Origin of the sequence: Geofilum rubicundum JCM 15548 (genome assembly GCF_000974365.1) — a bacterium.
Classification (GTDB): domain Bacteria; phylum Bacteroidota; class Bacteroidia; order Bacteroidales; family Marinilabiliaceae; genus Geofilum; species Geofilum rubicundum.
On record NZ_BAZW01000064.1, the window covers coordinates 1 to 21,889 of the forward strand.

Annotated in this window: 20 protein-coding genes; 11 read left to right on the forward strand and 9 right to left on the reverse strand. The window is 45.1% G+C overall.

Translation table 11 applies throughout. From position 1 onward, the window contains the following. Positions 1-29: 29 nt before the first annotated feature. The 6 genes from JCM15548_RS17820 to JCM15548_RS17845 all read right to left on the reverse strand — a co-directional run bounded on the left by JCM15548_RS17820 (position 30) and on the right by JCM15548_RS17845 (position 6,279). Positions 30-842: a ferredoxin--NADP reductase gene (locus JCM15548_RS17820; RefSeq protein ID WP_062128184.1), complete on the reverse strand. Its 813-nt coding sequence runs from the start codon at positions 840-842 to the stop codon at positions 30-32. A 260-nt stretch (positions 843-1,102) separates the two neighbouring features. Further along, positions 1,103-2,092, reverse strand: coding sequence for a bile acid:sodium symporter family protein (locus JCM15548_RS17825; RefSeq protein WP_062128186.1), 990 nt, complete (start codon positions 2,090-2,092; stop codon positions 1,103-1,105). A gap of 37 nt (positions 2,093-2,129) precedes the next feature. Beyond that, a complete protein-coding gene (gene lolA1 / locus JCM15548_RS17830; protein WP_062128188.1) occupies positions 2,130-2,783 on the reverse strand; it encodes an outer membrane lipoprotein periplasmic chaperone LolA1 in 654 nt (217 codons plus the stop codon). Continuing rightward, on the reverse strand, positions 2,780-5,308 hold the full coding sequence (locus JCM15548_RS17835) for an FtsK/SpoIIIE family DNA translocase (RefSeq protein WP_227626002.1): 2,529 nt from the start codon (positions 5,306-5,308) through the stop codon (positions 2,780-2,782). Before JCM15548_RS17835 ends, lolA1 begins: the two co-directional genes overlap by 4 nt. Before the next feature lie 258 nt (positions 5,309-5,566). Continuing rightward, complete coding sequence (locus JCM15548_RS17840) at positions 5,567-5,809, reverse strand: hypothetical protein (protein ID WP_062128190.1); 243 nt, start codon at positions 5,807-5,809, stop codon at positions 5,567-5,569. Between the two features lie 59 nt (positions 5,810-5,868). Further along, on the reverse strand, positions 5,869-6,279 hold the full coding sequence (locus JCM15548_RS17845) for a hypothetical protein (protein ID WP_062128192.1): 411 nt from the start codon (positions 6,277-6,279) through the stop codon (positions 5,869-5,871). Positions 6,280-6,454: 175 nt separating this feature from the next. Here JCM15548_RS17845 and argF point away from each other — a divergent pair, with 175 nt between their 5' ends. From argF to JCM15548_RS24670, 8 genes are all read left to right on the forward strand, one after another. Then, positions 6,455-7,447, forward strand: a complete 993-nt coding sequence (gene argF / locus JCM15548_RS17850; protein WP_062128203.1) for an ornithine carbamoyltransferase — start codon at positions 6,455-6,457, stop codon at positions 7,445-7,447. Between the two features lie 292 nt (positions 7,448-7,739). Then, positions 7,740-8,780 (forward strand): aspartate--ammonia ligase, encoded by a 1,041-nt coding sequence (asnA, locus tag JCM15548_RS17855; protein WP_062128204.1) that lies wholly within the window; start codon positions 7,740-7,742, stop codon positions 8,778-8,780. Between the two features lie 152 nt (positions 8,781-8,932). After that, entirely contained in the window at positions 8,933-9,097 is a 165-nt protein-coding gene (locus JCM15548_RS24655; protein WP_227626003.1) for a hypothetical protein, read from the forward strand. Further along, complete coding sequence (locus JCM15548_RS24660) at positions 9,097-10,224, forward strand: LTA synthase family protein (protein WP_227626004.1); 1,128 nt, start codon at positions 9,097-9,099, stop codon at positions 10,222-10,224. The genes JCM15548_RS24655 and JCM15548_RS24660 overlap by 1 nt, the downstream gene beginning before the upstream one ends. A 69-nt stretch (positions 10,225-10,293) precedes the next feature. Further along, positions 10,294-10,884, forward strand: a complete 591-nt coding sequence (locus JCM15548_RS24665; protein ID WP_227626005.1) for a sulfatase-like hydrolase/transferase — start codon at positions 10,294-10,296, stop codon at positions 10,882-10,884. 213 nt (positions 10,885-11,097) lie between these two features. Beyond that, positions 11,098-11,370: an HU family DNA-binding protein gene (locus tag JCM15548_RS17865; protein ID WP_062128194.1), complete on the forward strand. Its 273-nt coding sequence runs from the start codon at positions 11,098-11,100 to the stop codon at positions 11,368-11,370. 391 nt (positions 11,371-11,761) lie between these two features. Beyond that, positions 11,762-12,343, forward strand: a complete 582-nt coding sequence (locus JCM15548_RS17870; protein ID WP_227626006.1) for a LytR/AlgR family response regulator transcription factor — start codon at positions 11,762-11,764, stop codon at positions 12,341-12,343. After that, positions 12,316-12,474 carry a LytTR family transcriptional regulator DNA-binding domain-containing protein gene (locus JCM15548_RS24670; RefSeq protein WP_262487137.1) on the forward strand — a complete coding sequence of 53 codons (159 nt, stop codon included), beginning with the start codon at positions 12,316-12,318 and terminating at the stop codon, positions 12,472-12,474. The genes JCM15548_RS17870 and JCM15548_RS24670 overlap by 28 nt, the downstream gene beginning before the upstream one ends. A 292-nt stretch (positions 12,475-12,766) precedes the next feature. Here the strand turns inward: JCM15548_RS24670 and JCM15548_RS17875 are convergent, their stop codons facing one another. Next, complete coding sequence (locus JCM15548_RS17875; RefSeq protein ID WP_062128196.1) at positions 12,767-15,016, reverse strand: inorganic phosphate transporter; 2,250 nt, start codon at positions 15,014-15,016, stop codon at positions 12,767-12,769. Between the two features lie 296 nt (positions 15,017-15,312). Here JCM15548_RS17875 and JCM15548_RS17880 point away from each other — a divergent pair, with 296 nt between their 5' ends. The 3 genes from JCM15548_RS17880 (at position 15,313) to JCM15548_RS17890 (ending at position 19,938) form a co-directional block, all read left to right on the forward strand. Then, positions 15,313-15,906 (forward strand): LysE family translocator, encoded by a 594-nt coding sequence (locus JCM15548_RS17880; RefSeq protein WP_083985233.1) that lies wholly within the window; start codon positions 15,313-15,315, stop codon positions 15,904-15,906. Positions 15,907-15,953: 47 nt separating this feature from the next. Then, complete coding sequence (susR, locus tag JCM15548_RS17885; protein ID WP_062128198.1) at positions 15,954-17,567, forward strand: SusR family glycan utilization regulator; 1,614 nt, start codon at positions 15,954-15,956, stop codon at positions 17,565-17,567. 265 nt (positions 17,568-17,832) lie between these two features. Beyond that, entirely contained in the window at positions 17,833-19,938 is a 2,106-nt protein-coding gene (locus JCM15548_RS17890) for a glycoside hydrolase family 97 protein (RefSeq protein ID WP_062128206.1), read from the forward strand. 381 nt (positions 19,939-20,319) lie between these two features. Here the strand turns inward: JCM15548_RS17890 and JCM15548_RS17895 are convergent, their stop codons facing one another. Then, on the reverse strand, positions 20,320-20,724 hold the full coding sequence (locus JCM15548_RS17895; protein WP_062128200.1) for an acyl-CoA thioesterase: 405 nt from the start codon (positions 20,722-20,724) through the stop codon (positions 20,320-20,322). Between the two features lie 94 nt (positions 20,725-20,818). Then, a complete protein-coding gene (locus JCM15548_RS17900; protein WP_062128201.1) occupies positions 20,819-21,628 on the reverse strand; it encodes an SDR family oxidoreductase in 810 nt (269 codons plus the stop codon). Positions 21,629-21,889 lie beyond the last annotated feature (261 nt).

The window sequence follows — 21,889 nt, forward strand, 5'->3', positions numbered from 1 at the left end:
TTGCCCGGAAATGGAATGTGATGATAGGTTTAGAAATAGGCTTCTGCGTGGATGTTATCCATGGGGAAGCCTTTTTCTTTGAGGAGGGTGAAGGTGTCGTTGATCATGTTGCGGTTGCCGCAGAGGTAGATGTGTTGGTAGGGGCTGAGATCGTTTTGCTGCAGCCATTGGGTGACGCGGCCGTTATAATCGCCGTCTTGTTTTTGGGTGGTGCAAAGGGTGAGGCGTTGAGGGCCATAAAAGTCCTTTTCGCAGGCTTCTGATGCATCTGTAATGCCATGGATCAAATGGTAATCCAAGTGCGGACGGGTTTTCAGAAAGCTGTGATAGGGGGCTATGCCGGTGCCGGTGGCGACAAAGAGTAGTTTTTTGTCGGTCGGCATCTGGTCGGCGGGAACCTTTTCAGCGGGCAACTGGTCGGGCACCTTGCCAGTCGGCATCTTGTCAGTCGGTCTTATTTCAGTCGGCCTCTTTTCGGTCGGCAAGGGGTCCGGCAAATAGAAATAGCCCAGTGGGGGTTCCACCATTACTTGTTCGCCGACCTTGAGCTGATGGAGTTGGGGCGATACCCAGCCATCGAGGACTTCCTTGACGAGGATTTCCAGAAACTCTTCGTCTTCGCCACTGTAAATGGAATATTCGCGCGTGTAGCCCGATTCTGCCGGTCCCACATTAATGTGCTGCCCGGTTTTAAATTCAAGGTTGTTGCGGGTCAGGCGGACCACAAATACGGTGGGCGTAATATCTTTGACGGAAATGACTTCGTGAAGACTGTATTCTGCTCGGTTCATATCTCTGCTGCTTGATGTAAAAAGGTTGAATGAATGAAACAGGTGGTTCATTGATTTGTTTAATTTGCTTTTCTTCCTTCGATTCGATGATAAAAAATCTTCGTTAATTTGTAGGCCGGGCTTTTCTTTTCTTAAGAATGCGACTCTTAATGACGATAAATGAAAAAATATTGAATTTTCGTCAATAGGAAGCTGTCTTTGTCAAAAAGGAAAAATGATAGAAAGATAATTATCCCAAATTTCTTTTAACGTTAGATTACGATAATACGAGTATAAACGGGATTCAAAAGATTAATGTAATTGATTGGTTGTTAGAATGACCTATCCTTTGCAAATCTCTGTGCCAAAACCCCGGCAAAAACCAACTGCAGGGCGTGGTAAATCATGAGGGGCAATAGGATGACGCCGATGCCGGTCATGCCTTTGAAGAGGATGCCGGCCATGACGGTGCCGTGGACGAGTGATTTTTTGGAGCCGGCAAAGAGGGCGGTGATGCGGTCTTCGCGGTTGAATTGTAGTCGGCGGCTCATGAGGTGAATGATCCCGAATACCAAAAAGAACAGGGTGGCACAAAGTACCATGATGAGCAGAATGTCGGTGGTGCTGGTGTCGGCAAACAGATGGTTATAAAAGGATTCGCCAAAGGAAAGATAGACGATGAGAAGGATGATGGACTGGTCGAACAACTTTAAAAAGCGCGCATGGCGTTGTGCCCAGTGTCCGAAAAAGCGGTTGAGCAACACGCCTGCCACGACTGGTAGCAGTACCTGAAGCACGAGTTTGAGGAGAATGCTGCTGTAATCACCGGCTTCACCTGAACCGGCCTGAGCGGTGGTTAACACCAGTCCCATCCATAGGGGGGTGATGAGGATGCCGGCCAGACTGGAAATGCTGGCGTTGAAGATGGCGCCGGGTACGTTGCCTTTGGCGATGGAGACCATCACCACGGAGGAGGAAACGGTGGAGGGCAGGGTGGCCAGAAAGAAGCCGCCCAGCCACAACAGGGCATGGGGACTGTGGGCCCACCAATAATAAAAGGGTAAAACCAATAAGGGGAATAGTAAAAAGGTGGCGATCTGCACCAAAAAGTGCAGGCGCCAATTGCTTAGGTCTTGTCGGAGTTTTCGGGGATTCAGTTTGAGTCCGTAAAACAAAAATATCAGCGTTATGCCGATGTCGCCCACGTTGTGCAAGGTGAAGTTTCCCTCATAAGCTGCCGGTTCGGGAAAAAAGCTGGCCAACAAAATGACCAGGAGCAGAGCGGGGACAAACTTATCGAAGGTGGATAACCATTTGAACATAACAGCTGATGGATTTATGGACTGCTATTAGCGCCTGTTACCTTAGGTCAATGACATCTACGTTGGGGTGTTTGGTGGTATCGAAGACAAACATACTGTCGCTGGCCGGTACGTTGGTTTCCATCTTTTTGATATCCACGATGTAGTTATTTCCATCTTTACCCATCTGCACAATCTTGGCAAAATGGAGGTTGTCGCGGTAAATATAGAGTTTGACGCGCGAAAATGGTTTGTTCCTGTCCTCTGGAAACAGATCCACGATGTCCACCGTCTTTCCGTTGATGGTGGTTTCTCCGGCATGTAAAAAACGATAACCTTGTTCATAAATGGAAAAGATGGTGGCCGGATTCAAGGATTCTTCATCCATCATTTCTGGTCCGGAAATGTTGACTTCATTGACTTCTTTCATGTGCATCCACATGGTCTTGCCATCGAAGTAGGTGTCGGCACCCATAATGGTGGCTTTGTACTTATCACCTTTAATGAGGATGATGCCGTCGTGTGTGTCGGTCATATCCGCCTGAAGGTTTTCAAGGGTGAAGGAGAAGTCGGCCTTAATCGAGGTATAGCCCTTGGTTTTAGCCGATACCCTGTCGAGGATTTCTTTGCCACGGAGGACTTCGGGACTTTGGGCCATGCCGCTTAAGGTGATGGTCAGTATGCTTATCAATAATAGAGTGAGCCGCTTCATAACAACTTTTTTAGGGGGCAATGGTGCCTGTTTTTATTGCCGTTGACGTATTCAATAATCGTTCCAGTTTTATCTGATTGTATCTGGCGTGATCTGGTTTTATTTGAATGTGTCGAAGATGCGCTCCAGTTCAAGCTCATCTCCAACCAATACTTGTCGGGCCTTACTGCTTCAAAGGGTCCAACAACGCCTGCGGCTTCAAGCTGGTCGATGATGCGACCGGCCCGGTTGTAACCTATGGAGAACCTGCGCTGAATCAGTGAGGTGGAGCCGGACTGGTTGGCCACTACCACGCGGGCAGCTTCTTCAAACATGGTGTCGCGTTTGGAGAGATCCACTTCACCGGGCTCCTGACCGGAGCCTTCCGGCGAATATTCCGGCAGCAGCATGGCGGTGGGGTAGCCGCGTTGTGAACCAATGAAATCGTTGATTTTTTCGACTTCGGGGGTATCGACAAAGGCGCACTGTACGCGCACCAGATCGCTGCCCTGGGATATGAGCATGTCTCCGCGACCAATTAACTGGTTGGCACCTGGTGAGTCGAGGATGGTGCGACTGTCGATCATGGAGGCCACTTTAAAGGCGATGCGTGTGGGGAAGTTGGCTTTGATAACGCCTGTGATGATATTGGTCGAAGGACGCTGTGTGGCAATGATCATATGAATGCCTACGGCCCTGGCCAGCTGGGCAATTCGGGCGATGGGCAATTCCACTTCCTTGCCGGCGGTCATGATTAAATCGGCAAATTCATCAATAATCACCACGATGTAGGGTAAAAAGCGGTGTCCTTTTTCGGGATTGAGATCCCTTTTGGTGAATTTGTGGTTGTACTCTTTGATGTTACGTGTATGGGCTTTCTTCAGCAAATCGTAGCGCTCTTCCATTTCAATGGTGAGCGAGTGCAGGGTGTTGACCACATGCTGCACATCGGTAATGATGGGATCCTCCTCATTGGGCAACTTGGCCAGGTAATGGCGCTCCAGCTTGCTGTAGATGTTGAGTTCTACTTTTTTGGGATCGACCAGGACAAATTTCAGTTGCGACGGATGTTTTTTGTACAGCAGGGAGGTGATGATGGCGTTGAGACCTACCGATTTACCTTGTCCGGTAGCACCTGCCACCAGCAGGTGCGGCGCCTTGGTCAGGTCAAAGACGAAGGTCTCGTTTGAGATGGTTTTGCCCATGGCCACGGGCAATTCAAATTTGGTGTTCTGGAATTTTTTGGAGGAGATGATGGAGCGCATGGAGACAATCTCCGGCTCCGAATTGGGGACCTCAATTCCAATGGTTCCTTCGCCCGGAATGGGAGCGATGATACGTATGCCCAGTGCCGAAAGGGAAAGGGCGATGTCATCTTCGAGGTTTTTAATTTTGGATATGCGCACACCGGGCATGGGAACGATCTCATAAAGTGTCACCGTGGGCCCAACAGTGGCCTTGATGCTTTTGATCTGAATTTTATAGTCCTCAAGCGTCTTGACAATTTTGTTTTTGTAGTAAATCAGCTCTTCTTCAGTTACCTGGGCCTGACCGCTGCGGTGGTCGTCCAACAAATCGAAGGTGGGCATTTTAAAGGAAGAAAGGTCCAGCGTAGGATCATAATCGCCCTGCGGCAGATTCTCGGTGGTGAACATGATTTCTTCGGAGGCGGCTTTTTCAATTTTAAGTTCGAGGTGACTGTCGGGTTGCTCTTCCTCCTTGGCTTCGAAGCTCTTTTTTGGTTTGTAATCCAGTCCGCCTATCTCCTCGGCAGGTGCTTTTTCGACGGGCACCTTCGGGGCCGCCTCAGGTTGTTCTGCCACCTGAATTTTTTTATCAAAAAAGTCCTCACCATTATCAGGTTGCATGGCTTGATCCTCTTTTTCCTTTTTAAAAGGCAAATCGATATGGGGTTTAACGCTGGCACCTTTTTTAAGCAGGGGTATGAACCATTCAAAATTGACGGCCATGTAGGAGAGAAGTATCAGAACAATCAATATCAGGGTGCCTATCCATCCAAGGGAAGATGTGAGCCATGTGCTCACATGAAAACCGTGTGCACCGCCCAGCAAAAGGTATTTGTCGTCCAGTGAATCCAGGAAGAAAAATCCAAGGGTCACCGACAGCCAGATGGTGATGAGAGCCGCATGGAAAAAGGTTTTCTTCAAGGGCACAATACGGGCACCCAAGAGGCGAAGTCCTCCTACGAACAGCAGAAAAATGATGGAAAAGGAGGCGATGCCAAACCAGTCGTTCACCAATGTGTCCGCCATCCAGGCACCTAGTTTTCCGGTGATGTTCTCTACCTGGATGGACGAATCGCTTAATAATGTACCGAAAGGCAGATCAAATTTGCTGCGATCGGCATATCCGGATTGAAAGAAGGAGAAAAAGGCCAAAGTCAGGAAAAGAGAAACAGCCACCGTCAGCAAGCCCACTATAAAGCGGAGCTTATAATTCTGAAAACCATCTTTTAATGATTTGAAAGGATGGCCGGAATATTTTTTGCCGTTTTTTGATGCAGGCTTTTTTTGCTTAGCACTCATAGGTATTTCTTATGGTATCAATTCACAAAAATAGTAAGAAGCTAACGAATTTCTGTTTTAATCGGAGGTTTTTAATGTCACCTTTGACAAAATGGTGAGAAAGCTTTTGAACTGCCTCCCCCGGTAAATACGATAACGTATTTATTGGGCAAATATGATGCAGGCCATCCATTAAATGACGGCCGAACGGATTATCTGCTGATGGAAGTTTTACGGACGGGAGCCATTTGTCCCCCGCTTGGCGTTGTCATTCAAATCTTAGCCGTTCATGACGGACTTGATGAGGGTCTCAATTTCTTCAATGGTGGTGGCTTCGTAGCCGGCAGGGATGTTGAATATTTCTGCGGGATGCGATTCTTCAATGACTTTATCAGCTTTCAGGTGAAAGATGATGTTTTGATAAACAATTTCAAACTCCAGCATTAAGCCGGGAATCATTTCAAAAGGGGTATTTCGGTTGGGATCTTCTATGCCTATTTCGTTGGTGTACCAGATATTCAAATTGGGGTAGTTGGGATTGTTGGGGGTATAGATGGCTTTTTGACAGTTGAATCCGGCTATTACGCGGGGGTCTTCGTCGCTAAACCGGATGTTTTGTTTGGAGGCGCCGTTGAAAAGGAAGAGTGTGGATTCCCGGTCGGAGGGACGTACAGTCTTTTCTCAAGTATTTTTAGCAGGGTGTAAAAACTATCGACCTCATTCTGATGTATGAATTCCAGATTATAGATGCTGAAGTTACTTTTGAAGGTGGCCCTTTGATTGCGGTCGCTAAAATTGATTTTCATTTCGGTGGGAAACAGAAATGACATGCCGTTGGAACTGAGGTTTTGGGGGTAGGTAATATTGTAAACAATGGTTCCCTCCGTGATACCTCTTTCTGCAGCTTTCTTTTCAGTCTGAACGCAACTGCCTGCTAGTAAGCTTATTGCCAGTAGGGTAAGTGTAGGTTTTGCCAACTTCTTATGCTTCATAAAAATGTCTTTCTGTGGTTTTCAAAGATATATCTTTTTGAATTATCTCTATGGTCATTTATCCGGTGATTAAGTGTGTCTGTCAAAAAATACCGCTATATTTATTTAGCCCTTTTGTGGGACGGCCTTTTTTTTAAAAGGGGAGGTTATTTTGTTAATGTTAAATCTTAAATATATGGACCTGATTCATCGAAATTTTTTGACGCTTCTGGATTTTAGCGCTGATGAGATTTACTACTTGTTAGATTTGGCCGCTCAACTGAAGGAGGATAAGAAGACGGGCAATGAGATTAAGTATCTCAAGAACAAGAATATTGCTTTGATATTCGAGAAAAGCTCAACGCGCACGAGGTGCGCCTTTGAGGTGGCGGCTTACGATCAGGGGGCCAATGTGACTTATCTGGGTCCCACCGGGTCGCAGATGGGGCACAAAGAATCCATTAAAGACACGGCCCGGGTTTTGGGGCGTATGTATGATGCCATTGAATACCGCGGGTATGGGCATTCTATTGTGGAGACTTTGGCAGAGTTTGCCGGTGTGCCGGTGTGGAATGGCCTGACCGATGGTTTTCATCCGACGCAGGTGTTGGCGGATTTATTGACCATTAAGGAGCATTGCGATAAGTCTTTTGACGAGATTGTTTTGGTATATATAGGAGATGCCCGCAATAATATGGCCAATTCCTTAATGATTGGCGGGGCTTTAATGGGGATGGATATACGGCTGGTGGCACCGGAATCTCTTTTGCCTGAGCGGGAATTGGTGGAGAAATGCAGAAAATTGGCTGAATCAACGGGGGCTGAAATTACTTTGACCAGTCATGTGGCGGAGGGGGTTAAAAATGCTGATTTTGTCTATACAGATGTATGGGTATCGATGGGTGAGCCGGAGGAGGTGTGGCAGCAGCGCATTGAAATGCTGAAGCCTTATCAGGTGAACCGGGAGCTTATGGAACTGACGGGTAATGCTGCTTGCCGCTTTTTGCATTGTCTGCCTGCGTACCATAATAGGGAGACGACCATTGGGGAGTCGGTTTATCAACAGTTTGGTATGGATGGGGTGGAGGTGACGGAGGAGGTGTTTGAGTCGGCGGCTTCTATTGTTTTTGATCAGGCGGAAAACCGCTTGCATACGATTAAGGCGGTGATGGTGGCGACGGTGGGGTGAATAGGTCAATAGGTCGTTAGGTTGAGAGGCGAAGCGTAGCGGAGTCCCGCAAGGCGGGATCGATAGGTTGGGTTGAGAGGGGTGGAATGGGTGGGAAGGGTTGATGGGGTTGGTGGGGTGAGAAGGGTAGGTGGGATGAATTGGGTTGGTGCTTGTTTGGTGAAAAAGGAGGTGGTTTTGTGATAAATTAAAAAAAATATTGCTGTTTTCATTTTGATTTGAAGTTTAATGCTTCTATTTTTGCGTGTTAAATATATTTTTGAATAAGCCTTTGTGCATCATTATCAAACTCATGGTTGACTTACTTTATATTCCCAAAGATTACAAATCGCCGCTCGATTTAAAGCAAACGGAGCATGCGATTACCATTATTAAGGATTCGTTCCAGACTTTTCTGTCGGCTGATTTGAGGCTGCGACGTGTTACGGCGCCTCTTTTTGTGCTTAAGGGAACGGGACTGAATGATGACTTGAACGGAACGGAGCGTCCTGTTACTTTTCCTGTGAAGGGAATGGGCGACCGGGAGGTGGAGGTGGTGCATAGTCTTGCTAAATGGAAGCGCATGGTGTTGGCCGATTATGATATTGAGCCAGGCTATGGCATATATACAGATATGAATGCCATAAGACCCGACGAGGATTTGGACAATACGCACTCTATATATGTGGATCAATGGGACTGGGAGCGTCATATTACCGAGAAGGAGCGTAATCTGAGTTACCTCAAAGTGGTTGTTTCACGCATTTTTGAGGTGATGAAGCGGACGGAGTTTGTGGTGTATGAAAAATATCCGCAGATTCGACCTGTTTTGCCGGAAGAAATTACTTTCATTCATGCTGAAGAGTTGTATGAATTGTATCCCGACCTGACTTCCAAGGAGCGGGAGGACGCTATTACCCGGAAGTATGGGGCTGTGTTTGTGATTGGTATTGGAGGACTTATGTCCAACGGTGAGCCACATGATGGCAGGGCCCCGGATTATGACGATTGGAGTACGCCTACCGAAAATGGTTATAAGGGCTTAAATGGCGACATTCTGCTTTGGAATCCCATTTTGCGTAAGGCCTTTGAAATTTCTTCCATGGGTATTCGTGTGGATGCTGAAGTGTTAAAGCGCCAGTTGAAGGAGCGGAATCAGGAACAGCGTTCTGAGTTGATGTTTCACAAACGTTTACTTAATGATGAACTTCCGCTAAGTATTGGTGGCGGAATTGGCCAGTCTCGCCTGTGTATGTTTTTCCTGAGAAAAGCACATGTTGGTGAAATTCAGGCCAGTATATGGCCCGAAGAAATGCGTGAAAAATGCAAGGCCAATAATATCTTTTTGGTGTAGGTTTTTGGTTATCGAATCGATGATAGGCTTAGTTTAAAACTACGCCCAGCTTGAAGCAAACTACGCCCAGCTTGATGCAGTATATGTTAACTTTGGGTTAATGTTCTGTTATTTATTTTTAAATTTGCAGCTTCCAAATTGAATGGTTTGCTATGAAGTCTGCAAAAGAAATGAATGAATACCTGGTGCTGATATATCGAATGGCGATATTGATGTTGCTTTATTCGATGGCCCGGGTTGGGTTTTACCTTTTTAATAGCAGTTTTTTTCCCAATGTTACTTTTGAGGGATTTTTAACGATCATGAAGGGGGGCTGATGTTTGACATCAGTGCCCTTTTGTATATCAACATCTTTTATTTGTTCCTGTATCTCCTGCCTTTTCCATTTAAATTTAAGGGATGGTATCAGAAGGGACTTAAGGGCCTTTTTTTGGTCACCAATGCGGTTGGACTGGCGGTTAATGTGAGTGATATGATATATTATCGCTTTACGCTGAAGCGGACGACTTCGAGTGTGTTCGATATTTTTGCCCACGAGGAAAATATGCTTGGTCTTTGGCTGCAATTTTTGGTGGATTATTGGTATGCCCTGGTTTTTTGGCTGCTATTGACTGGTTTAATGGTCTTTTTGTATGGCCGACTGAAACCAAAACCCATTCCCTTTTCTTCCAAATGGCTCTATCCGGTCACGGGCTTGGCTTTTATGCTTTTGTTCACGGGTTTTTCTGTTGTGGGCATGCGGGGCGGTTACCGACACAGTACGCGGCCTATGAATATGAGTAATGCCGGAAAATTTGTTGATTCTCCGGAGGAGATGGCTTTGGTGCTCAATACGACCTACAGTATGTTGAGGACCATTGGCAAGAAATCGTTTGTACCCCTTAATTACTTTTCGGAACCTGAGTTGTCCACCTTGTTTTCGCCTGAAAAATATCCGGTTCAGAAGGATACAATGGTTCAGGGGGAGGCGGCCTTGCTTACAAATTATAATGTGGTGGTTATTATTCTGGAAAGTTTTAACAGAGAACATTCCGGGTACTTGAATCCACAACTGGATGGTGAAGATTATAAAGGCTACACGCCTTTTCTGGATTCGCTGATGCAGGAGTCGCTCACTTTCTCTCAGGCCTTTGCCAATGGCCGAAAGTCCATTGATGCCATGCCGTCTGTGCTCGCTTCTCTGCCTGCTTTGGTGCAGCCGTACGTAGTTTCGGAGTATTCATCCAATCGGATTAATGGCCTGGGAAGTATGTTGCGCGACTATGGCTACCATACGTCCTTTTTTCACGGAGCGCCCAACGGTCCATGGGCTTTGATGCCATTGCCCGCTTGTCGGGCTTTGATCACTATTTTGGACGGACCGAATATGGCAATGATGCGGATTTTGATGGCATCTGGGGGATTTGGGATGAACCGTTTTTTCAATTCTTTGGTGAGACATTGAATTCGTTTCCTGAGCCTTTCGCGACCGCGCTTTTTTCTGTTTCGTCTCACCATCTATAAAGTACCTGCCATGTATGAGGGGGTGTTTGACAAGGGTAAGCTGCCTTTGCACCAATGTGTGGGTTATAGCGATATGGCCCTTCGGCGCTTTTTTGAGGCGGTCCGACAGGAACCCTGGTACGAGCGGACTGTTTTTGTGATAACGGCTGACCATAGTGTGCCCTGCCACTCCGAAGCGTATAAAACGAATATCAATGGCTTTGCGGTGCCTATATTGTTTCATGCGCCCGGCTTGCAATTGAAGGGCCTGGATGCTTCGTTGGCCCAGCAAATTGATATTTTGCCTACCTTAATGGAGTTGCTCAATTATCCCAAGCCCTATGTTGCTTTTGGCAATAACTTGTTGGATGCTGAAAGAAAGAATGAACGTTTTGTTTTGAATTATGTGAGTGAAACCTTTCAGTTTTTGATGAATGAGTGGGCCATTTATTATGATGGAAAGAAGGTTGTGGCTTTCTACGACAGGATAAAAGATCCCTTTTTGACCAATAATTTAATAAATAATGGGCCCATTCCGGAAAAAGAATTTCAATTTTTGAAGGCCATTATTCAGCAATACAATAATAGAATGATTGAGGATAGGTTAACTGTCAGTAAATAAGGTTGTTGTAATGGAAATGGGGAGGGGTTGACATTTACCCGATGAATGAAGAATGGGGCCGTGTTCATAGGAAAACAGGGAGTTTGAACGAAAAAATGCGGGTTTCAGAGCATTTTTCTTGTTCTTAAATTTGGAAGACACTATAAATACTCTATATTTGTGTAGGTAAGATTAAAAATATATAGTTTTTAACCCTAAAATTTAATTACTATTATGAACAAGGCTCAATTAATTGATGCAATCGCCGGGGATTCTGGTTTAACCAAGGCTGATGCAAAAAAAGCTCTAGACGCTTTCTTGAAAGTAACCGGTGACGCGCTGAAAGGCGGAGATCGTGTTACACTTGTAGGATTTGGTTCTTTCGGAGTTTCTGAAAGAAGCGCCCGTACCGGTCGCAATCCTCAAACCGGTAAGGAAATCACTATTCCTGCAAAAAAAGTAATCAAATTTAAAGCTGGTAGTGAACTGACAGATTCAGTGAACTAGTTTTTAGGTTACCAAAAATTAGAAAAAGGGGGTACAGAAAGTGCTCTCTTTTTTTATGCCTTAATTTCTCCCACCAACCCTTTCTACCCTTTCTACCCTTTCTACCCTTTCTACCCCGCTTCGCCTCTCGACCTAATAACCTCTCGACCTAATAACCTATTAACTACATGAAACACAAAGCATCGACCCTTTATTTTTAGCAGAAAAAGTTGTTAATCAACAAAATTAGGTTCTTTATCGTAAAAAATAGTGATTTCACCATGGATGTCAGTTAAAATTTTATAATTTTGCATTTACGCGCATTCGAATGGATTCCGTATAAGGAATTCATGAGTAGCGTGTTATTTGGCTGTAAGAGGTCAAATGTTAATATAATGAAAAATCTTATTTTATGAACTGCATAATTGTTGATGACGACAACCTGTCAATTAAGATTATTGAGGAGTTTGTTCAGCGTATGGATGGCTTAAACCTTTTGGGGTCTTATGGCAGTGCTGTGGAAGCTGTTAACATGCTCAACAATAATACGGGGACACCTGTTCATTTGATTTTTCTGGATATTGAGATGCCTGAGATGTCTGGTATAGAATTTCTAAAGGCTTTGAATGTTATTCCTCAGGTCGTTATTTATTCTTCTGAAGAGAAGTATGCCCTGGAGTCGTACGAGTATGATGTTACTGATTACTTGCTGAAGCCGGTGACTTACGGACGTTTTATTAAAGCGGTGAGTCGTGCCAGAGAGCGTTTCGAAAAGAAGGAGAGCCCTGTGAAGCAAAGCACTGAGATTTTTATCAAGAATAACTCTTCGCTGGTGCGTGTTAAGTATGACGATATTCTATGGATTGAGGCGCTGGAAAATTATGTGGTACTGAATACTTTCCGTGAAAAATATACCATTCACTTTACCATGAATCCATTGCGGACCGCATGCCGTCTGACCGGTTTATGCGTATTCACCGGTCGTATATTGTGAATTTTGGCAAGATCAAAGCCATTGAGGATAATTCGGTGATTATTAAAACGGATAATGGCAATAAGGTTATTCCCATAGGTAAATCCTACAGGGATAAGTTGTTAGATGATATTAATTTGATTACGAGATAGTAGGTCAATAGGTTATTAGGTCAATAGGTCAATAGGTTATTAGGTTAAATCCTTGATATTCATTAATTTGTAAAATACTAACGAACTAATAAGTAGTAATACTTTTTATAAAAAAAGCGGTTGAATTTTCAACCGCTTTTTTTTTAGGATTATTTTCATGTATGGGAAATCTCTCCGTGATCCCTCATTAATTCACCGTGAAGATCTGCGTAACAAATTAAAACTCCGTGCACTAAGTTAATAGTTACACGGAGTTTCACAAAGAAATAGTATCGGTACCGCAACTGCGGTACTATTTTATGTAATTGGCAAAGTCGCGCTGTGCTTTGATCAGATTGATCAGGTGCAGCATCATGTTTTGCGTTTCGTGCAAGATGGCCAGATAAAGCATGCTGATTTTGGTGCCTGCTTTATCTTTTTTGATGCGCTTCAGCTGTATTTTGCGCAAGGTTCTCAGGTGCTCCAGAATTTTGACCTGATCTTCATAAATGATATCCAATTGGTCTAAATTGTTGCCTTCAATAAAGCCCACAGACTTGTTGATTATGGTCTTAACCTTTACCTGAAGCAGGTTGAGGTCGTGGAACTGTTCTTCTGAGAAGGTCTTGTGGTTATTATCCAGATGTTCCCAACATGGCGAGGTGATGAAGGTCAAACAATGGGCCGTTTCACGCAGATAGTCGAGCACCTGTACATAGTAAAGACTCGAGTCAATGCTCTCTTCCTGAAGCTTGCGAACCGTTTTATAAATGTTGGTCTTCATTTTCTTGGTGCGCTTGTTCAGGGAATCCACTTCTTTGACCGCTTCTTTGAGCTGTTTGCGGTCTTCTGCTTCAAACGAAATGAGCGACTTCATATAAAGACCCGACACCTGGGTTAATACATCGGATACATTGGTTTTGCATTGCTCCAGCACCTTTTCAGAGATAATTTCGCCATTCACTTCCTCTATTTCAATCTCTTGAGAACTCAGTTGTTCTTTGGTGGCTTTGTTAGAAAAAATGTGGGTGCGTATCAAAAAGAAAATGGCCAGGGCAATTAAAAGGAATATGGACCAGGTACCTGCATAGGAGATAAACAGAGCCACTAAAAAGGCAACGGTGAAGGCTGAGAAGGCTGTGAAGAACCAACCACCAATAACCGATAATACACCGGTGATGCGATAAACAGCACTGTCGCGCCCCCAGGCGCGGTCAGACAAGGAGGTGCCCATGGCCACCATAAAGGTAACGTAGGTGGTGGATAAGGGTAGCTTAAGCGAAGTGGCACTGGCGATGAGAATACTGGCCACAACAAGGTTAACCGAGGCTCTGAGCATATCAAATGAGGGGGCATCCTTTTCTTTGACGGAACTGCTAACTTCATCCATCTCGAATTGTTTGTCGAGATACTTTTGGACTGGTGCGGGAATAAACTTGCCCACCGATTTGGACAATGCAATGGAGCCTCTAACCAGTGATCTGGCAAAATAGGAGGAGCCAAAACGCTCATCTCCTTCGCCCTGGCGACTTAAATCTACCGATGTTTTGACCACTTTTCGGGCTTTTTTGGAAGTCCACAAGGTGACCACCATAATGAGTCCGGCGATGAGTAAAATATAGGTCTCCGTCTTTACTGGTTCGGCCAGTGAGCCCATCAGAAGCGATGTGGGGGTGGCTCCCGGTGTGCTTATATAGTCCCTAAAGGCTTCAAATCCGGCCAGTGGTACACCGATGAAGTTGACGAGGTCGTTACCCGCAAAGGCCATGGCCAATGCAAATGTTCCTGCCAACACGGTGAATTTTAGTATGTTTAGTTTAAATACCCAGTGGAATATTTGTAGAATGGAAATCCATCCCAGCAAACTGTAAAGAATAATCAGGTTGCTGTTGTTGTTGATCCAGGCTTTGGTTTCGGCGGTCATAAAGGAGGAGCCATTGGCACCTTTTACCAGAATAAAGTAGGTGATGGCGGTAATGGCGATGCCGCCCCACAGGGAACCCAAATATTTAATTCTGTTCTGGTACCTGAACGAAAAAATGGCGCGGGTAATGTATTGAACGATGGCCCCAATTGAAAAGGATATGACCACGGAAATGAGAATTCCGGATATAATGGCGAGCGCCTTGGCCGAGTTGATGTATTCACTCATGGGAATGGCCGGGTCGTTCATGACTTTAATAATGGATACCCCTACAGCAGCTCCCAACAATTCAAAGATGATGGATACCGTGGTGGAGGTTGGGAGTCCGAAGGTGTTGAAAAGATCCAGCAAAACCACGTCGGTTATCATGACGGCCAGAAAAATGATCATTATTTCCTGAAAATAAAAATGCTCTGGATTGAACATGCTTTTTCGGGCAATTTCCATCATGCCACTTGAAAAGGTGGCACCCACAAAAACGCCCAGTGCAGCCACCAGCATAATGATTTTGAAGGGGGCTGCTTTGGCACCAATGGCGGAGTTGAGGAAATTTACCGCATCGTTGCTTACGCCTACTACCAAATCAGAGATGGCCAGTAGAAACAGAACGAGGACAAGAATCAGATAAATGTTTTCCATTGTTTTGGTTCAACAGTTTATTACTTGGTTTTAGTTAACTATGAAATTGCCCGCAAACATACAGTCAATAGTGCCGGCGTATATTGCCTTTGTGTTAAGCGTATGTTAAGAAATTGTTAAGTGATGCCAAATGTATAATTTCAGAATGGGTTTTAATAAAAAATTAACAATTAATTTACGCTGCAGTAATATTAGATGTCGCATTGTTAGTTCTGATTATTGAAAATTGTGTGTTGCGATGTTCAATTAGCGTTTTGATGTAGGGTTGAATAAGTATTTTTTCAGATATTTGCAGAATGGATTGGAATGGAATAATCGACGGCATGATAGTTGGCTTTTCAGCTTCAGTGCCTTTGGGTCCGATAGGCGTTTTGTGCATTCAAAGAACCCTTCAGAGAGGGCGCTTGTCGGGTTTTGTATCGGGACTTGGAGCGGCCTTTTCGGATACTTTGTATGCTGTTATTGCTGGTTTTAGCTTGTCTTTTATTGTGACCTTTATTGAAGAGCAGTTTTTTTGGATTCAGATTTTTGGTGCTGTCATTCTGATACTGTTGGGGGTTCATATTTTCCGGTCGAATCCGGCCAAACAGCTGCGCAGACAGCGGCAGGGAAAAGGTAGTTACCTGCAGGATTTTGTCTCTACATTTTTGCTCACCATCTCTAATCCGCTGGCCATTTTTCTTTTTATTGCTTTTTTTGCCGGATTTGGGGTAGTTGATCCGAAATCTGGTATTGTGGGACAATTGGTGTTGATTGTAGGGGTTTTTTTGGGGGCCACCTCCTGGTGGCTCATACTGACTTCAATTGTGGCTCTGTTTCGTCAGAAAGTTAATTTGCGCCGTCTTTTCTGGATCAATAAAATTGCCGGCTCTGCCATCATTGGCTGGTAATTATAGGATTGGTTGTCTGGTTAATCAAATCGCTTGTGGCCTAGCTTATGAAAAATCTCTTTTTGCTGTTGGTGGGTTGGTTTCTTTTCTGGGGGGTTGGTCGTGCTTCAACAGCCGCTGATTCGTTGTTGAAAGAACTGGACCAAACGCTGGAAGAGCGATGGCGCTATGAAAATCAGAAGGATGAGGAGATAGAAGCATTGATGGTTTTGGCGGACAAAACGGGTGACCCGGAGGCGCTTTTTAGTTTATATGGCCGTCTGTTTGATGCTTACTTACCTTTTGATACCGATTCGGCCTATCGATATGCCCAATTAAGATGGGGCATGGCGCAGGCTGCTGAAAAAAGTGATTGGCGGGTGGCTGCTGAACTTAACAGGGCTTCTGTTTTTAATGCTACCGGATTGTATAAGGAAGCGGTGGATATATTGGATAGGGTGGATGTCAATGAATTATCGCGCGGACTTAAACTGTCTTACTTTCATCTGGGGAGAACGGTATATGGTGCCATGGCTGACTTTGCGCCTTATGAGGAGGTTCGGCAGGCTTCTTTGAAAATGGTCGACAGTTACAGGGATTCGGTGTTGCTGCATGCTGAGCCTGGTACTTCCGGTTACGCCCTGGCCAAATACGATGTATTAATGGAGCAGGAGGAATTCCAGGCGGCCATTGACCTTTTATGGTCAGACGTTGAAGTGAATGGGGAATCGGATCATTACAGGGCCATTGTTTTTCATCTGGTGGCCAATGCCTGGCTGGCAGCAGGTGATCAGGAGCAGACCATTTATTATCTGACGCTTTCTTCTATTTATGATTTAAAAGCTGCTGTGAAGGAGTACATCTCTCTTTGGCAATTGGCTGAGTTGCTTTATGAGTCGGGCGATGTGGAAAGGGCTTACCGGTATTTGCAGACCTCTCTGGACGATGCCACCTCGGGCAAGGCCCGGTTGCGGACCATTCGTATTTCGGAGATTTACCCAATTATTGAAGCGGCTTACCGGGCTAAGATAGAGGCCCAGCAGCAACAATTGCGGCGTTTTTTGCTGGCCATTACTTTATTGGCGGTCATTCTGGTTGTGGCCGTTGTTTTGGTGATGCTGCAGATGAAAAAGCTGAGGACGGCCCGTGCGCATCTGACCCGTTCAAACAGCGATTTGAAAGAACTGAATCAGGTCATCACCGATAGCAGTCTGATTAAGGAGGAATACATCGGACGCTATATGGAGCAGTGTTCGCTGTATCTTACCAAAATGGAGGATTATCGCCGGTCGCTCAAGAAAATTGTGGCGGCCGGACAAACCCGGAATTTGGAGGAGGTGCTTAAGTCTTCCGCTCTAATGGATCAGGAGTTGAAGGAGTTCTATGAGGGTTTTGATGAAACTTTTTTGCGTTTGTTTCCCACTTTTGTCCGGGAGTTCAATGATTTGCTGATGGATAGCGAACGGGTGGTGCTTAAGCCGGGTGAGCGCCTGAATACGGAATTGAGAATTTATGCACTGATTCGTCTGGGAATCACGGACAGTGATAAAATTGCTCATTTTTTGCGCTATTCCATTTCTACGATCTATAACTATCGCACTAAATTGCGCAATAAGGCGGCAGGTGACCGGCAAGAGTTTGAGGATCTGGTGATGAAAATTGGTCTGAGACCAATTTATTAGGTCGAAATTCCTGGGTTTCTTACTACCATACCACTACTTTTTATATCGAAATGTCATGCGGGTTGATACGCCTTGTGTTCTGTAATATAGCAGGTTGGTTTTGTTTTTTCGTTTTGTTTTGACTACTTTCTTACTTTGTTCCATCTTTTTACTGTTGAATGCATGGTATATTTGTTGAAGCGCCTGACCGGTGCTTTACAATTATGCGATTAATAATTTAAATAGAAGAATGATGAAAAAAATCTATTGGCTAATGATCCCTTTAATGGCTTTTGCATTTTTAACGCATGCAGAAGAATTGAAATCCCCCGATGGTCATGTGGTGCTTCAGTTTGAAGTGAAGCAGGGCGTGCCTGTCTATCAACTATCCTTTAATAAGCAGGCGGTTATTGAAGAGAGTCGTCTGGGTCTGGAGTTAAAGGACATGGAAGACTTGTTGGATGGTTTTGTGTTGGAGAACACGGAAAGAAGTGCTTTTGATGAGACCTGGGAGCCTGTTTGGGGCGAATGGAAGTCCATTCGCAATCACTACAATGAAATGGCAGTGACCCTGAATCAGCCTTCAACCAACCGAAAAATGACGGTGCGTTTTCGCCTCTTTAACGATGGACTTGGGTTTAGGTACGAATTTCCTGAGCAGGATGAGTTGATCTATTTTGTGGTGGCAGAAGAGCGCACGCAGTTTGCGATGACGGGCGACCATACGGCGTTCTGGATTCCGGGCGACTATGACACGCAGGAGTATGATTATACGACTTCCCGCCTGACGGAGATCAGGGCTTTGATGGATGGTGCGATTACCGGAAATGCTTCACAGACGCCTTTTTCGGCGACAGGTGTGCAAACGGCTTTGATGTTGAAGAGTGATGACGGATTATACATTAACCTGCATGAGGCGGCTTTGATAGAGTACAGCTGTATGCATCTGGAACTGGACGATGAGAACCTGGTTTTTGAGTCGCATCTGACTCCTGATGCGGTAGGAAATAAGGCCTATGTTCAAGCGCCGTTTAATACGCCCTGGCGGACGGTTATCGTGAGCAATAATGCGGCAGACATTCTGGAATCGACCATTACGCTGAATCTGAACGAGCCGACGAAGTTTGAGGATACTTCATGGATTAAGCCCATTAAATATATTGGTGTGTGGTGGGAGATGATTACCGGTAAAAGCAGCTGGGCCTATTCCGATTTGCCATCGGTTAAATTGGGCGAAACGGATTTTGACAGTCTGGAACCCAATGGCCGACATGCCGCGAACAATGACCATGTGAAAATGCACATTGACTTTGCCGAAGAGCATGGTTTTGATGCTGTGTTGGTGGAGGGATGGAATGTTGGTTGGGAAGACTGGTTTGGCAAATCGAAGGACTATGTCTTTGATTTTGTAACGCCGTATCCCGATTTTGATGTGGAGATGCTCAATGCTTATGCGGCTTCGAAAGGGGTGCGTTTGATGATGCACCACGAGACTTCCAGTTCGGTGCGGAATTATGAGCGCCACATGGATCAGGCTTATCAGTTTATGGTGGACCATGGTTATAATTCTGTGAAGAGTGGTTATGTGGGTGATATTATTCCGCGTGGTGAGCACCATTACGGACAATGGATGGTGAACCATTATATTTATGCGCTGGAGAAAGCGGCGGAATATGAAATTATGATTAATGCGCATGAGGCGGTGCGGCCAACGGGGCTTTCGCGGACGTATCCCAATTTGCTGGCCAATGAGTCGGCACGTGGAACCGAATACGAGGCTTTTGGTGGCAGTAAGCCCGACCATACGACCATTATTCCGTTTACCCGATTGGTGGGTGGTCCTATGGATTATACGCCAGGTATTTTTGTGACGGACATCAGCAAGCTGAATCCGGACAACAACTCGTGGGTGCGCACCACCATTGCCCGTCAGCTGGCTTTGTATGTGACCATGTACAGTCCTTTGCAAATGGCTGCTGATTTGCCCGAACATTACAATATGTTCTTAGATGCTTTTCAGTTTATCAAAGATGTGGCTGTTGATTGGGACGATACCAAAGTGCTGGAGGCTGAGCCCGGCGATTACATTACCATTGCCCGCAAAGCGAAAGGTAGTAACGACTGGTTTATTGGTTGTACGGTGGATGAAAATGGTTTTACTTCAAAAATCAACTTTGATTATCTGGATAAGGACAAGACTTACATCGCTACGATTTATAGCGACGCCAAAGACGCGCACTTTAAGGACAATCCGCAGGCTTATGAAATTCGCAAAGTGCTTGTGAATTCTAAATCGAAGCTGACTCAGAAATGTGCGCCCGGTGGTGGTTATGCCATTAGTGTGATGGAGGTGACGGATAGGAGTGAGACTAAGGGCCTCAGGAAGTTATAATACAATAGGTTGTTAGGTTAGGAGGCGGAGCGTAGCGTAGCAGGGAGTTGAAACGCAGTGGAATACCGAGAATCGGTACCCGCGAAGCGGGATCGATAGGTTATTAGGTAAGAGCAAGTCCTTAATTATAAGTCAATTATGTATACAGGTGATAGGATTATAACTGCTTGTAAATTAAGCAAATAAAAAAGTTTAACGAACTATTGAATAATTGGAATTGAATAAAAATAGCCCCCCGGCCAAGCCGGGGGGCTATTTTTTGATTTGTGCTTTTAAAAATCTAAAGACCCATTGTAATACAATTCCACATATAGAATCATCAAAAATTAGTTTTAATTACCAAATTCGTGTAATTAGCGTAATTAGTGGATCCATCTTTTTTTATTCAAAGTACTTCTGCAGGGAATTTTTTAAATCTTCGGGGATTCGGATGGGCCGCCGGGAATCGGCATTGATGAAGGCCTGAATGGTTTGTCCGGTGGTGATGAGCCGGCCATTGTGGCTGACCTCATAATCAAATACAATTCTTACGCCGGGCATTTTTATTACTTTGGTCTCTATGGTGACGGTATCCCCATAGTAGGCAGGAGAGTGGTATTTGATGTGAAGCTCCGACAGCGGCAGCATGATGCCCTGCTTTTCCATTTCGCTGTAGGGCAATTGTAAATCATCAAATAGTTCTGTCCGTCCAATTTCAAACCAGGAGGGATAGACGGCATTGTTGACAATGCCCATTTGATCGGTTTCTCCGTAACGTACTTTGATGTCTGTTTTATTGTAAAGCATATCTTTTATTTTGTCAGCAAGAAAGCTGCTTGTTTGCCAGAATAACAGTCTATCCCGATTTTTCGGGGCAGTAATTGGCGCTTTATTACAAAGACTATTTAAAAGGGGAGTCGGGTTCCTTCGCCATCACCTTATAGGTGAGACGATCGACCAGTGAGGGCCACCATTTTCTTAAGAACACGGAAAACTTGCCTTCGAGAAAGGTGAGGACAAGGGTGCGTTTTCTTCGATGGATGGCCTTTATCAGGTGGACGGCGACTTCTTCGGCCGACATCATTTTATCTTCTGAGCGGGGGGTTTCTCCCTGCAGAGACCCGGTGGCGGTCAATGCTGATTTGCGTACATTGGAGGCGGTAAAGCCGGGAGCTGCAATGAGTACATGCAAACCTGTTTTCAGGTTTTCTGTGCGAAGGGTTTCTAAAAAGCCATGCATGGCGAATTTTGAGGCTGAATAGCCTACGCGTCCCGGAAGACCAATGAATCCGGCCACCGAGGATATGCCTACGACTGATCCTTTTTGTTCCAAAAGATAGGGAAGGGCATACTTGGTGCAGTAAACAGCTCCCCAAAAGTTGACATTCATCAGTCGATGCATCACCTCCAACTCAACATCTTTGAATAGGGCACGCATGGAAATGCCGGCATTGTTGATAAGAATGTCAATTTTCCCAAAGGCCTGAACGGTGTCCTCAATGAGCTGTCTGCAATCGTTTTCATTGCTGACATCGGTAGGGGTTATTGATACCTGATAGCCCTTGGCGGTAAATTCATTTTTTATTTCCTCCAGTTTATCGGCTGAACGGGCGCCCAGAGAAACAGATGCACCTCTTCGGGCGAATTCTCTGGCACAAGCCAGACCAATGCCGGAGGAAGCTCCTGTTATTATCACTACTTTGTTTTTCACGTACTTATGTTTTGTTTTTGCTGAAAGTGTTTTGAGACGCGCTTATAGTCAAGGTGTCTTTAATAATACCTTTCAAAAATAGTGGTAAATTTATAAAGGTATAAAGTTTAGCGCAAAAATAATCGTTGTGGGGGATTATTATTAGGTTATTAGGTTGAGAGGATGAGAGGCGTAGCGTAGCAGGGAGTTGAAACGCAGTGGAATACCGAGAATCGGTACCCGCGGAGCGGGATCGATAGGTCAAGAGGGAGGAAAAGGGTA